General features: G+C 63.5%; 14 protein-coding genes. 10 read left to right on the top strand and 4 right to left on the bottom strand.

The genetic code is table 11. From position 1 onward, the window contains the following. Positions 1 to 11 precede the first annotated feature (11 nt). From ACU8YE_RS22030 to ACU8YE_RS22020, 3 genes are all read right to left on the bottom strand, one after another. Positions 12 to 1,544, bottom strand: a complete 1,533-nt coding sequence (locus ACU8YE_RS22030; RefSeq protein ID WP_260803996.1) for a YifB family Mg chelatase-like AAA ATPase — start codon at positions 1,542 to 1,544, stop codon at positions 12 to 14. Between the two features lie 211 nt (positions 1,545 to 1,755). Then, entirely contained in the window at positions 1,756 to 2,268 is a 513-nt protein-coding gene (locus tag ACU8YE_RS22025) for a DUF1269 domain-containing protein (protein ID WP_232041835.1), read from the bottom strand. Between the two features lie 168 nt (positions 2,269 to 2,436). Further along, a complete protein-coding gene (locus ACU8YE_RS22020; protein WP_004637064.1) occupies positions 2,437 to 2,694 on the bottom strand; it encodes an accessory factor UbiK family protein in 258 nt (85 codons plus the stop codon). A 533-nt stretch (positions 2,695 to 3,227) separates the two neighbouring features. Between ACU8YE_RS22020 and ACU8YE_RS22015 the strand changes: the two genes are divergently transcribed. The 10 genes from ACU8YE_RS22015 to bfr all read left to right on the top strand — a co-directional run bounded on the left by ACU8YE_RS22015 (position 3,228) and on the right by bfr (position 12,418). After that, complete coding sequence (locus tag ACU8YE_RS22015; protein WP_446929609.1) at positions 3,228 to 4,043, top strand: TorF family putative porin; 816 nt, start codon at positions 3,228 to 3,230, stop codon at positions 4,041 to 4,043. 46 nt (positions 4,044 to 4,089) lie between these two features. Then, complete coding sequence (locus tag ACU8YE_RS22010; RefSeq protein ID WP_027678364.1) at positions 4,090 to 4,428, top strand: P-II family nitrogen regulator; 339 nt, start codon at positions 4,090 to 4,092, stop codon at positions 4,426 to 4,428. Positions 4,429 to 4,458: 30 nt separating this feature from the next. Beyond that, the gene (locus tag ACU8YE_RS22005; protein ID WP_343618390.1) at positions 4,459 to 6,006 is read left to right on the top strand and encodes an ammonium transporter; all 1,548 of its coding nucleotides are present in this window, start codon (positions 4,459 to 4,461) and stop codon (positions 6,004 to 6,006) included. A gap of 369 nt (positions 6,007 to 6,375) precedes the next feature. Next, complete coding sequence (gene gshA / locus ACU8YE_RS22000) at positions 6,376 to 7,671, top strand: glutamate--cysteine ligase (protein ID WP_232041838.1); 1,296 nt, start codon at positions 6,376 to 6,378, stop codon at positions 7,669 to 7,671. 31 nt (positions 7,672 to 7,702) lie between these two features. Then, on the top strand, positions 7,703 to 8,674 hold the full coding sequence (gene gshB / locus ACU8YE_RS21995) for a glutathione synthase (protein ID WP_024976766.1): 972 nt from the start codon (positions 7,703 to 7,705) through the stop codon (positions 8,672 to 8,674). 119 nt (positions 8,675 to 8,793) lie between these two features. Further along, a complete protein-coding gene (locus ACU8YE_RS21990; protein ID WP_232041839.1) occupies positions 8,794 to 9,249 on the top strand; it encodes a PTS sugar transporter subunit IIA in 456 nt (151 codons plus the stop codon). Next, positions 9,218 to 9,487 carry an HPr family phosphocarrier protein gene (locus ACU8YE_RS21985; RefSeq protein ID WP_004637085.1) on the top strand — a complete coding sequence of 90 codons (270 nt, stop codon included), beginning with the start codon at positions 9,218 to 9,220 and terminating at the stop codon, positions 9,485 to 9,487. Before ACU8YE_RS21990 ends, ACU8YE_RS21985 begins: the two co-directional genes overlap by 32 nt. A 44-nt stretch (positions 9,488 to 9,531) precedes the next feature. Then, entirely contained in the window at positions 9,532 to 11,283 is a 1,752-nt protein-coding gene (gene ptsP, locus ACU8YE_RS21980; RefSeq protein ID WP_232041840.1) for a phosphoenolpyruvate--protein phosphotransferase, read from the top strand. 230 nt (positions 11,284 to 11,513) lie between these two features. Then, complete coding sequence (locus tag ACU8YE_RS21975) at positions 11,514 to 11,789, top strand: (2Fe-2S)-binding protein (protein WP_024976763.1); 276 nt, start codon at positions 11,514 to 11,516, stop codon at positions 11,787 to 11,789. A 149-nt stretch (positions 11,790 to 11,938) separates the two neighbouring features. After that, positions 11,939 to 12,418, top strand: a complete 480-nt coding sequence (gene bfr / locus ACU8YE_RS21970) for a bacterioferritin (RefSeq protein ID WP_004637092.1) — start codon at positions 11,939 to 11,941, stop codon at positions 12,416 to 12,418. A gap of 64 nt (positions 12,419 to 12,482) precedes the next feature. On the opposite strand, the gene ACU8YE_RS21965 is transcribed toward bfr, so the two are convergent. Continuing rightward, positions 12,483 to 13,232, bottom strand: coding sequence for a HesA/MoeB/ThiF family protein (locus tag ACU8YE_RS21965; RefSeq protein ID WP_260803993.1), 750 nt, complete (start codon positions 13,230 to 13,232; stop codon positions 12,483 to 12,485). Between the last annotated feature and the right edge of the window lie 6 nt (positions 13,233 to 13,238).

The following is a 13,238-nucleotide window of genomic DNA, read 5'->3' as shown; positions in this document are numbered from 1 at the left end:
GTGGATGAAGGCTAATCTGCCTTCACCCCGCGCCGATACTGAATTGCCTCGCCCACATGCGCTGCATCGATCTGCTCGTCGCCTGCCAGGTCGGCAATCGTGCGCGCAAGCTTGAGCACGCGGGCATACGCGCGGGCCGACCACGAAAAGCGCGTCATCGCGTGACGCAGCAAGCCATCGGCCGCATCGGTGCGGCTGCAATGCAGATCGATTTCGTGACCACCCAGCAAGGCGTTGCGTTTGCCTTGCCGTGCAAGCTGTCGCGCGTACGCGGCAGAAACCCGCTCGGCCACGTTGAGCGTCGGTTCGCCAGGCGGGCCATCGAGCAACTCTTCCTGCGAGGGCGTGGGCACCTCGATCTGCACATCGATACGATCAAGCAGCGGTCCTGAAATGCGCGCCTGGTATCGCTCCACCTGATCCGGTGTGCAGCGGCACGCCCGCAGCGGATGCCCGCGATAGCCGCACGGACACGGGTTCATTGCGGCAATCAGCTGGAAGCTGGCAGGGAAGTCCGTCTGATGCGCGGCGCGTGAGATGGTGATGTGGCCGGTCTCCAGCGGCTCGCGCAGGACTTCGAGCACGCGGCGCTCGAACTCTGGAAGTTCGTCGAGGAAGAGCACGCCCTGATGCGCCAGCGAGATTTCGCCAGGCCGTGGCGTATTGCCCCCGCCCACCATCGCCACCGCAGATGCCGTGTGGTGCGGCGAACGGAACGGCCTCACCTTCCAACGCCGCGCGTCGAAGCCGCGCGTGGTCAGGCTCATCACGGCGGCGGCAGAGAGCGCCTCATCATCGCTCATGTCCGGCAGCAAGCCGGGAAACCGTTGCGCCAGCATCGACTTGCCGGTGCCGGGCGGCCCGATCATCAGCATGGAATGTCCACCGGCGGCGGCCACTTCCAGCGCGCGCCGCGCTTGCGGTTGGCCCCGTACGTCGGCCAAGTCGGGATAGTGAATGTCCGCGTCAACCGGGGCCGGCAGCGCAGGCGCGAGCTTGCGGTCTGGCGCGCTCAGGTGGTCGCACACCTCGATGAGCGTGCGTGCAGGCAGGACTTTGGTGCCGCTTACGAGCGCGGCTTCGGCGGCGTTCTCGGCGGGCAGCACGAAGGCGCGGGCAAGCGGTGCATCGCCATCGGCAGGGACGGGGTTGCGCGACAGCGCATATGCCATCGCCAGCGCACCGCGAATCGGCCGCAAATCGCCGGAGAGCGACAATTCACCCGCAAACTCATGTGCGTCCAGATGCGTGTGCGGAATCTGCCGGCTCGCGGCGAGAATCCCCAGCGCGATGGCCAGGTCGAACCGTCCCGATTCTTTCGGGAGATCCGCCGGTGCTAGGTTGACGGTGATGCGCCGTGCCGGAAATTCAAAGCGGCTGTTCTGGATCGCCGCGCGTACGCGATCCTTGCTCTCCTTCACCTCGGTGTCGGGCAGACCGACGATGGTGAACGATGGCAGGCCATTCGCCAGATGGACCTCAACGGAGACGGCTGGCGCATCGATACCCGAGAGCGCGCGCGAACGCAGTACGGCGAGGCTCATCGCGCGGCCCTTCGAGGGATCTCACTGGCGAGGCGGAGGGCGTGGCATCGGTGCATGGCGTGGCGGAGCGTGACGGTTGCGGAACCCTCCACTGTGCCAGCCGCGTTGCGCCGCCATGTTCGCCGGCATCCAAATTTGACGATCGCCGTCGACATGAAAAGCGAAAAAAAACCGGAGCACTGGGCTCCGGCTTCGTTGTCGGCAGATCAACTCAGGGGAAGGCCGGCATGGCCGTGTCTTCGCCGCTGAAGTGGCCTTCGGGATGCGTCTTCTGCAGCAGCGCGCGTACCTCTTTCACGCGCGAGCGCGGCACATCGACCATCAGCAGGATCTGCCCATCCTCCACTGCCTGCTTGAACGGTTTCAGGCGGCTGTTCGGCACCGAGCTGCCGATCATGCTCGAGGCCCAGGCGCCAAACAGTGCCCCAACCACCGTGGTAATGCCGACCATGCCCCACTGCGGCCCATCGCCGACGATCGGGAAGATGGCCGCCACGATGCCTGCCAGCACGCCCGCACCCCCGCCGATCACCAAGCCATTCTGGGTAGCGTGGACGATGTCGGAAGTCTGGAGGATGTTGGCTTCGTGCAGGCCGGTGAGATCGACGCCGGGCTTTGACACGAAGTGGATATGGCGCTCGGTGATGCGCGCCAGCAGGAGGTCATTCATCACGCGCCGGGCGCTGACGACGTCCGGCATCAGGAAGTAGAGGCGATGCTGCATGATCTTCTCCTCAAGCGCGGTACGCGCGCGTCTTAAGGACGTTCTAGATCAGTTCGCCAGCCGCAACAAGGCGGCGCATTGATCTTTTCGCTGTGCGTCGCATCATGGGTGCCGCGGCCGGCACAGCGATCATGCGGATGCGCGCCCGGGGCTACACCGGGCGTCGGATTACTGATCTGCGGGCGCGGCGGACTTGAGTTGCGCTTCCAGCGCGGCCACGCGCGTTTCGAGTTCTTCCAGTCGCGCACGCGTACGCGCCAGCACTTGCGATTGCACGTCGAATTCCTCCCGAGTGACCAGATCGAGCTTGGAGAAGCCCTGCGTCATCATCGCGCGGACGTTCTTCTCGATGTCGGCCGCCGGCGAGTTGCGCAGCGCTTCGCTTACGCGGTTTTGGAAGTCGGAAAAGAGATCGGTCGGTTTCATGTTGTTTGCTCCGTAGGTCATGCTGTCTGCGCCAAGCCGGTGCATGCACCGCAACTGTGCGAGGAAATTGCTGTGCCGTGGTGCGAAGGCCTGCGTTTGGCGCGTGGTTTCGGTGCTGCCGGCCGCGATGGTACCGGCTGAGCGCTTCGAACGGCACACCTTGCGTCAAATCTCGCTGCGATGCGGCATTGGCGGCGCCACACAAACGGGGACAGAACGACGAGTCGCAGTTTCCGGTCCCGGCCGTGCAGGCCACTGCATAAGGCTGAAATCACTCTATCACATGGTTTTTATCGCGCCATGGCGCTGTAGGCCTCCATGGCGGAAAGCCGCCTCTAGCAACCTTTGGCAGGCAGCCGTTGCCGCCCGGCGCGATCCGTCCCCAATTTCTTCCGCTTTCCGCTGCCGGGGCAGCGTGTCGCTGTAACCGAAGACGTCCTCCCATCCGACGACATCAACATGGCATGACAGTTGCAGAACTGGTGCGATTTTTTTCCATTGCCGTTGCGACTTTCTAAAGGGGGAGAGCCGTCATGAAGAAGTTTGCGTACGCAGCCAGCCTTGTACTGTTGACCGGTGCCGTTGCCGGTGTGAGCCAATCCGCCATCGCGCAGTCCGCACCTGCGCCTGATGCGCCGGCCGCCACGCCCGCGCCAGCACCTGCCGCGCTCACGGCCAACGTCACGCTGGCCAGCCAATACCGCTATCGCGGCATCATGCAGACCAATAACAAGCCGGCCATCCAGGGCGGCTTTGACTACGCCATTCCGGGCGGTGTGTTGCCCGAAGGCTTCTACATCGGTAACTGGAACTCGTCGATCAGCTGGTTGAGCGATTCGAACTCGAACGTCTCCGCGCCGATCGAGATGGACTTCTACGGTGGCTACAAGACCGAGATCGTCAAGGACGTGCCGATCGACGTGGGGGTGCTGCAGTACTACTACCCGGGCAGCTATCCCGATGGCTTCACGCGTCCGCACACGACCGAAGGCTATGCGCAGATCGGCTACGGCCCGATCACGTTCAAGTATTCGCACGCGTTTTCGAACCTGTTCGGCACGCCCGATTCGCATCACAGCCAGTACTTCGATCTGTCTGGCAACTTCGACACCGGCTTCTGGGGCCTGACGCTGAACCTGCATGCCGGCTACCAGCAAGTGCCGCACCAGGCCGTGCGCGCCTCGTATGCCGACTGGAAGGTCGGTGTGACGAAAGACTTCGGCAACGGCTGGGCGGCGTCGCTGGCCTATATCGATACGAACGCTTCGCGCGCCTTCTACACGAACACGCGCGGCAACTACATGGGCAAGGCCACGGCCCTGCTGTCGATCACCAAGACTTTCCAATAACGATGCGCGGCGGTGCTCCGGTGCCGCCGACCGAGGAGGAACCAGCATGAAACTCATCATGGCCATCATCAAGCCGTTCAAGCTCGACGAGGTCCGCGAGGCATTGTCCGAAGTGGGTGTGTCGGGCATTACCGTCACGGAAGTCAAAGGCTTCGGACGCCAGAAGGGTCATACCGAGCTTTACCGCGGCGCGGAGTACATCGTCGACTTCCTGCCTAAAGTAAAGATCGAGGTGGCCGTGCCCGACGACGTGGTCGAGCGCGCCGTCGAGGCCATCGAAAAATCTGCGCGCACCGGCAAGATCGGCGACGGCAAGATCTTCGTGGCCGAGGTCGAACAAGTCATCCGCATCCGCACCGGTGAGACCGGCGGCGACGCCCTATAAGCCCCAATCCGCCAAGGAAGAGGTCAAAACATGAAAACCTGGTTCACACGATTCCTGACGGCTGGGGCCGTCGTTGCCGTGCTCGCAGGCGCCGTGATGTCGGCGCCGGCCGTGGCACAGGACAAGCCGGCGGCTGACGCTTCGGCGCCGGCTGCCGCGGCCGCAGCCTCCGAGCCGGCCGCTGCTGCACCGGCTGCAGCGCCCGCCGCCGCGGCTGCTCCGGCCGCCGCAGCTGCTGCGCCTGCTGCACCCGCCGCCGCTACGCCTGTTCCCAACAAGGGCGACACGGCGTGGTTGCTGATCTCCACCGCCTTCGTCATCCTGATGACGCTGCCGGGTCTGGCGCTGTTCTACGGCGGCCTGGTGCGCAAGAAGAACATGCTGTCGGTGCTGATGCAGTGCATGGGCATCTTCTCGCTCATCATCATCCTGTGGGCCGTCTACGGCTACAGCTTCGCGTTCACCGAGGGCAACGCGTTCTTCGGCGGGCTGGATCGTCTGTTCCTGAAGGGCCTGACGCCGGATTCGGTGGCAGCCACCTTCAGCAAGGGCGTGGTGGTGCCGGAATACGCGTACTTCGCCTTCCAGGGCGCGTTTGCGGCGATTACCTGCGCGCTGATCATCGGCGCCTTCGCCGAGCGTGCGAAGTTCTCGGCTGTCCTGCTGTTCGTGGTGCTGTGGTTCACCTTCAGCTACCTGCCGATCGCACACATGGTCTGGTTCTGGCCGGGTCCGGACGGCTTTACCGACGCCAAGGCGGCCGAGGTGATGACGGCCAAGTCGGGCTGGCTGTTCCAGAAGGGCGCGCTGGACTTTGCCGGCGGCACCGTGGTGCACATCAACGCCGCAGTGGCGGGTCTGGTGGGCGCCTTCCTGTTCGGCAAGCGCATCGGCTTCGGCCGTGAGGCGCTCAAGCCGCACAGCCTGACGCTGACGATGGTCGGTGCCTCGCTGCTGTGGTTCGGCTGGTTCGGCTTCAACGCCGGCTCGGCCCTGGAAGCCAACGGCAGCGCCGCACTGGCCTTCGTCAACACGCTGCTCGCAACCGCCGCAGCCGTGCTCTCGTGGAGCTTCGGCGAGTGGTTCGGCAAGAGCAAGCCGTCGATGCTGGGTGCTGCATCGGGCGCCGTGGCCGGCTTGGTTGCCATCACGCCGGCTGCCGGCTTTGTCGGCCCGATGGGTTCGATCGCGCTCGGCATCATCGCCGGCCTGCTGTGCCTGTGGGGTGTGAATGGCCTCAAGCGCATGCTGGGCATGGACGACACGCTCGACGTGTTCGGTGTGCACGGCGTGGGCGGTATCCTCGGTGCGCTGCTGACTGGCGTGTTCGCGGCACCGAGCCTTGGCGGCACCGGCATCTACGACTATGTCGCCAACAAGGTTGCCGACGATTACTCGATCGCGGGCCAGCTGTGGATCCAGTTCCAGGGCGTGGCGACCACGGTCATCTGGTCCGCAGTGGTGGCGTTCATCTCGTACAAGATCGTCGACGCCATCGTCGGCCTGCGCGTGCCGGAAGAAGAGGAGCGCGAGGGTCTGGACATCACGTCCCACGGCGAAACTGCCTACGAAGACTGATCCGCTTACTCATCCTGCAAAAGACCCGGCTGCGCGCCGGGTTTTTTGTTGTGCCAGCCCTGAGCCGGACGTCCTTAAGTCCGATGTAAAAAACCTTCAATTGCCTCTCGTTATGCGGACGCTTACATTGCAGACGTGGTTTCCTCCACCTGCAGAACGCTCCCCGTATCTGTCAGGCTATTCCCCAAGCGCGGCAGCCCCGCGCTTTTTTTTGTCCGCTTTTTTTTGTGTGGCCTGCTGCACTGCCGCACTGCGCCTCTTGCGAATCCTCTCCCCTGACCGCATATCGATAGCCCGCTGTCGTCTGCAAGCTATTGCCTGTTCCTCTACAATCGGAGTGGGCGATAAATAACATCAATAGGAAAGGGTATGGTTCCGCACTTGATCACCGCGCTGAACGGGCCGCTGCTTGAGCTCGAGCAGAAGATTCTTGACGCCACGCCCGCCATCGAACGCTGGTTCCGCCTGGAATGGCAGGAACACACACCGCCGTTCTACTGTTCCGTCGATTTGCGCAACGCCGGCTTCAAGCTGGCCCCGGTCGACACGAACCTGTTCCCGGGCGGCTTCAACAACCTCGCGCCCGAGATGCTGCCGCTGGCCGTGCAGGCCGCCATGGCCGCGATCGAGAAGATCTGCCCGGACGCCAAGAACCTGCTGCTGATTCCCGAGCGCCACACGCGCAATATGTTCTACCTGCAGAACGTCGCGCGTCTGTCGCAAATCATGCGACAAGCGGGGCTCAATGTGCGCCTCGGCTCGCTTTCCGAGGACATCACCGAGCCGACCCCGATCGACTTGCCCGATGGGCAGCGCCTGGTGGTCGAACCGATCAAGCGCATCGGTACCAAGGGCCGTCGCGTGGGCATGGAGGACTTCGATCCGTGCTCGATCCTGCTGAACAACGATCTGTCGGCTGGCGTGCCGCCCATCCTCGAGAACATCCACGAGCAATATCTGCTGCCGCCGCTCCATGCCGGCTGGTCGCAGCGTCGCAAGACCAACCACTTTGCCGCCTACGACGAAGTGGCCAAGAAGTTCGCCAAGCTGATCGACATCGACCCGTGGATGGTCAACCCGTACTTCACCAAATGCAGCGGGCTGGACTTCCATGAGCGTGCCGGCGAGGAAGAGCTGGCTCACGCCGTGGAGACGGTGCTCAAGAAGACTGCCAAGAAGTACAAGGAATACGGCGTGACCGAGACCCCCTACGTGGTGGTCAAGGCCGACGCCGGCACCTATGGCATGGGTGTGATGACCGTGCGTGATCCTTCCGAGGTCAAGGGCCTCAACCGGAAGGAGCGCAACAAGATGAGCGTGGTCAAGGAAGGCCTCGAGGTCTCCGAGGTGATCGTGCAGGAAGGCGTGCATACCTTCGAGAAGATCAACGAGGCGGTGGCCGAGCCCGTCGTCTACATGATCGACCGCTATGTGGTGGGCGGTTTCTACCGGGTTCACACGGGCCGCGGCGTGGACGAGAATCTCAACGCGCCGGGCATGCATTTCGTGCCACTGCCGTTTGCGTCGAATTCGCTGCCGGACAGCCATGCAAAGCCCGGCGCCGGCGAGCCGAACCGCTTCTATATGTACGGTGTGGTGGCGCGCCTGGCGCTGCTGGCTGCCTCGCTCGAGCTTGAGAAGACCGACCCCAACCCGCTGATCTGATCGGCCGTACCCCGCTGCAGAAGGAACTGCCATGCGCATCCTGTTCATCGTCGATCCCCTGTCGACGTTCAAGACCTACAAGGATTCCACCTTCGCGATGATGCGCGAGGCGGCGGCGCGCGGCTACGCCATCTACACGTGCCTGCAGTCGCAGCTCACGCTGGCGAACAACGTGGTCGAAACCGTGGCCACGCCCATCGCTCTGACCGGCGACGAGCACGACTGGTATCGCGCCGGTGATGCGCGCCTGCTGCCGCTGACGGGCTTTGACGCGGTGCTGATGCGCAAGGACCCGCCGTTCGACATGGAGTACGTCACCAGCACGTGGCTGTTGGAGATTGCCGAACGTCAGGGCGCGCGCGTGTTCAACAAGCCGCAGGCGATTCGTGATCATTCGGAGAAGCTTGCCATCGCGCAGTTCCGAGAGTTCACCGTGCCGACCGTCGTGTCGCGCGATGCCAAGCGCTTGCGCGAATTCCACGCCGAGCAGGGCGACGTCATCTTCAAGCCGCTCGACGGCATGGGCGGTGCGGGCATCTTCCGCGTGGGGCCCGATGGCATGAACCTCGGGGCGGTCATCGAGTCGCTCACCGACAACGGCGCGCGCACGATCATGGCTCAGCAGTACATTCCTGCGATCCGTGAGGGCGACAAGCGCATTCTCCTGATCGGCGGTTCGCCGGTGCCGCATTCGTTGGCGCGCGTGCCGATGGCCGGTGAAGTCCGCGGCAATCTGGCTGCGGGTGGTACCGGCAAGGCGCAGCCGCTGTCCGAGCGTGATCAAGTGATTGCACATGCACTTGCGCCCGTGCTCTGGCAGCGTGGACTGCTGCTCGTCGGCCTGGACGTCATTGGGGATTACCTCACCGAGGTCAACGTCACCAGCCCAACCTGCTTCCAGGAAATCACTCAGCAGACGGGCTTCAATGTGGCCGGAATGTTCATCGATGCACTGGAGCGCGCCGCGGGCAAGAGCAGCGGATTGGCGCGCAAGCCTGCCTGAAATGGCGGCATGGCCCCTCCGCCGAGGGTCCTCCACAAGGGGGAGGCCCGGTACAAGGCCGCTCAATTGCGCCAAATGGCCCTGATACAATCGGCGTTATACCGATTCGCTTTTCGATCATGGCAGGGATTCTGATCATCGCTCATGCGCCGCTGGCCAGCGCACTGCGCGATTGCGCTGCACACGTCTATTGCGGTCAGCCCGAGCGGCTGGGCGCAATCGATGTCCTGCCCGATGCCGAGCCGGCTGCTGTGCTGGCTCAGGCGCGCGACAAGCTCGCCGAACTCGTTGAGGCCAACGGCGCACTGGTGCTGACCGACATCTTTGGGGCCACGCCCGCCAATATCGCTTCGCGCCTTGCCGATCCGGGCCGCGTGCGCGTGCTGGCTGGCGTGAATCTGCCGATGCTCGTGCGCGCCATCTGCTATCGCTCCGAAAAACTCGAACAACTTGCCGCCAAGGCCCTGGCCGGTGGCGCGCAAGGCGTACTGCAGGTCGGCTCGACAGCCGTTCAGAACCAGGTTGCCAACCATCCGGACAAATATGCTGCAGAGGGATATCACCATCATCAATAAGCTCGGGCTGCATGCCCGCGCCTCCGCCAAACTCACGCAGCTCGCCAGCAAGTTCGACAGCCAGATCAAGATGTCGCGCAACGGCCGTCAGGTCGATGCCAAGAGCATCATGGGCGTGATGATGTTGGCGGCCGGCATCGGCTCCACCGTCACCCTGGAGATCGACGGCCCCGACGAGCACGACGCCATGGATGGTCTCGTCGCGCTCATCAACGATCGCTTCGGCGAAGGCGAATAACTCGCCCGCCGCATTCCACTTCAACGTCGCTCTGGCCAGCGTCTATGCCTTTTACCCTGCACGGTATTCCGGTCTCGCGTGGCATCTCCATCGGCCGCGCCCACATGCTGGCGCGTGCGGCGCTTGATGTGTCGCACTATCTGGTCGACGAAGACAAGGTCGACGCCGAGGTCGAGCGCTTGCGCAGTGCCCGCGCCACCGTGCGCACCGAATTGGCAGCGCTCAAGCGCGATCTGCCCACCGATGTGCCCGAAGAGATGGGCGCCTTCCTCGATGTGCACGCGATGATTCTGGATGACGCGTTGCTCTCGCAGGTGCCCGAGACCTTGATTCGCCAGCGACGCTACAACGCAGAGTGGGCGCTTACAACGCAACTTGAAGAACTGATCCGCCAGTTCGGTGAAATCGAGGACGAATACCTGCGCGAACGCAAAGCCGACATCGAGCAGGTGGTCGAACGGATTCTGAAGGTGCTGGCCGGCGCGCCCGCGCTGGCGCCCGCGCCAGTGGCGGTTGGCTGCGATCCGGATGCCGGCATGATCGTCGTCGCACACGATATTGCGCCGGCCGACATGTTGCAGTTCCGCGGCCAGACCTTCGCCGGTTTCGTGACCGATCTCGGCGGCCGCACCTCGCACACCGCCATCGTGGCGCGCAGCCTCGATATTCCGGCGGCCGTGGGTGTGCATAACGCGAGCACGCTGATTCGCCAGGACGACATCGTCGTCATCGACGGTGACAACGGCATCGTCATCGTCGATCCGAACACGTCCATCCTTGAGGAATACCGCCATCGCCGCAGCGAAGGCGAATTGCAGAAGAAGCGTCTCGAACGCTTGCGCCATACGCCCACCGTCACGCTCGACGGTACGCAAATCGATCTGCAGGCGAACATCGAAATGCCGGAGGATGCGGCCGCTGCCGTCAAAGCGGGCGCCGTGGGCGTGGGCTTGTTCCGCTCCGAGTTCCTCTTTATGAACCGTCGTGGCGCGCTGCCCGACGAGGAAGAGCAGTTCCGCGCGTACCGGACTGCCGTTGAATCGATGATGGGCCTGCCCGTCACGATCCGCACCATCGACATCGGTGCCGACAAGCCTCTGGACATCCGCGACGACGTGTTCGAGACCGCGCCCAATCCGGCGCTCGGTTTGCGTGCGATCCGCTGGTCGCTGTCGGAGCCGGCGATGTTCCTGACGCAGTTGCGCGCGCTGTTGCGGGCGTCTGCGTTCGGGCCCATCAAGATTCTTGTGCCGATGTTGGCGCACGCTCGCGAGATCGACCAGACGCTGGAATTGCTGGCGCGCGCCAAGGCTTCGCTCGACGCCGACGGCCTGGCCTATGATCCGGGCATCAAAGTCGGCGCCATGATCGAGATTCCGGCCGCCGTGCTGATCCTGCCGGTGTTTTTGCGCCGCATGGACTTCCTCTCGATCGGCACGAACGACCTGATCCAGTACACGCTCGCCATTGACCGTGCCGACAACGCGGTTGCGCATCTGTATGACCCGCTGCATCCGGCGGTGCTGCAATTGATCGCGCGTACCATTCGCGAGGCCCATCAGGCGGGCAAGCCGGTTTCGGTGTGTGGCGAGATGGCCGGCGACGCCACCATGACGCGCCTGCTGCTGGGCATGGGCCTGACCGAATTTTCGATGCATCCGTCGCAACTGCTGAGCGTCAAGCAGCAGATCCTGCGCGCGGACCGCCCCCGCCTGATGCGCGAGGCGGACCGCCTGCTGCACGCCTGCGAACCCGCCGAAATCGAAGAGGCGCTGGGCGCGCTGGCGCGGGCCTGACACGCGGTTCTCTCAAGCGCCGGCTGCACCTAGTGTCGCGCCGGCGCATCGCGCTCACGGGGCGCCGTCCTCTGCAAGTGATTGAAATTGCACGTCTTTCTCTCAAAAGACGGCTTGCCTGCACCTGCATGACCCTCCGCGCAGAATGGGGTCGAACAAGAATTGTTCTCATTTCGATTCTCTGTTATTCTGGTTTTACAGCGCGTTCTGAGCGCTGCGGAGGAACCCCCGTGTACGTCTGTATCTGCAACCAAGTGACCGACCGCGAAATCCATGGCGCCGCCCGTCTCGGCGTGTCGACGATGGACGAACTCGCTGAAACGCTCGGCGTGGGTACGTGCTGCGGACAATGCCGGGACTGCGCCAAGCAGGTGCTTGCCGAAGCGGTGAGCTGTGTCCCTGTCGATCAGATTTTGGGCCGTGCAAGCACGCATGCCATAATCGAACGTCGCGACGAGCCCGTTGCCAATGATCAGGCCCTCGTGCCCGGTGCATTGGCTGCCTGATTTCCAGTCTTTTTTCTGTCGCCGCGAATTGCCGCCCAGGCGTTGAGCCTCGGTGGCATTTGTTGCTTGCTGGTCAGGCACAGGGCTCGCCTTGAACGGACGCGTGCGCGCGTTCATCACCGCAGTTGCACTTTGCTGGAGCCCCAAGAATGAAAGGCGATAAGAAGGTCATCCAATATCTGAACGCCCAGCTCAAGAACGAGCTGACCGCCATCAACCAGTATTTCCTCCACGCGCGCATGTACGGCCACTGGGGGCTCAAGCGCATTGGGGACCACGAGTACAAGGAATCGATTGGCGAGATGAAGCATGCCGATCGCCTGATCGAGCGCATCCTGATGCTCGACGGCCTGCCCAACCTGCAGGACCTCGGCAAGATCTTCATTGGCCAAGACACGAAAGAGATCATCGAGTGCGACCTGAAGCTGGAGCGGGCCGCACACGGCACCGTGGTCGAGGGCATTGCTTACTGCGAGTCGGTGAAGGACTACGTCAGCCGCGAAATCCTGGTCGACATTCTGGATGACACCGAAGAGCACATCGACTGGCTGGAAACGCAGCTCGAACTGATCGACAAGGTTGGTATTCAGAACTACCTGCAATCGCAGATGGAGCCCGAGGGCGAATAAGGCTTGTCAGCCGCAAGAAAAAAGGAGGCCTCGGCCTCCTTTTTTGTTGTGCGTGTTCACCGCCTCAGTGTGTGCCACCGCAGACGGGGCATGACGGCTGGCGGGCGATCCGCATCGTCGTCCACTCCATCGATAGACCGTCGAGCATCAGCAGACGACCGGCAAGCGGACGGCCGATACCGGCGATCAGCTTGAGTGCCTCCGCGGCCTGTACCGTACCGACCATGCCCACCAGCGGCGAGAACACGCCCATCGTTGCACACGCTACTTCGGGTGCAGGCTCGTCGGGCGGGAACAGGCAGGCGTAGCAGGGGCCGCCGGCACGGCTGTCGAATACGCTGATCTGTCCGTCAAAGCGGATGGCGGCGCCCGATACCAGCGGCACGCCAGCCTGCACGCAGGCCAGGTTGGCGGCCTGGCGAGTGCCGAAGTTATCGGAGCAATCCAGTACCACGCTCACGCCATCTAGGCGTGCAACGATTGCATCCGCATCGAGCCGGCGCTGCACGGCATTCACGCGAACGTCCGGGTTCAGCCGGGCGATGGCCGCCTGCGCGGATGCCACCTTCGGTTGCCCGACCGATTCGGTTGTGTGGATGATTTGCCGCTGCAGATTGGTCAAGTCCACCGTATCGTCGTCGACGATGGTGAGCGTGCCCACGCCTGCCGCCGCCAGATAGGGCAGGGCCGCAGCGCCCAGCCCGCCCGCACCGATGACGAGCGCGTGGCTCTCAAGCAGGCGCGTCTGTCCTTCGATGCCGATTTCGTCGAGCAGGATATGGCGCGAGTAGCGCAGCAGTTGATCGTCGTTCATGGTGGT

The sequence above is a fragment of the Ralstonia sp. VS2407 genome (assembly GCF_052950655.1).
The sequence above is the reverse complement of the archived record's forward strand: the minus strand, read 5'-3'. Positions and strand labels throughout refer to the sequence as shown.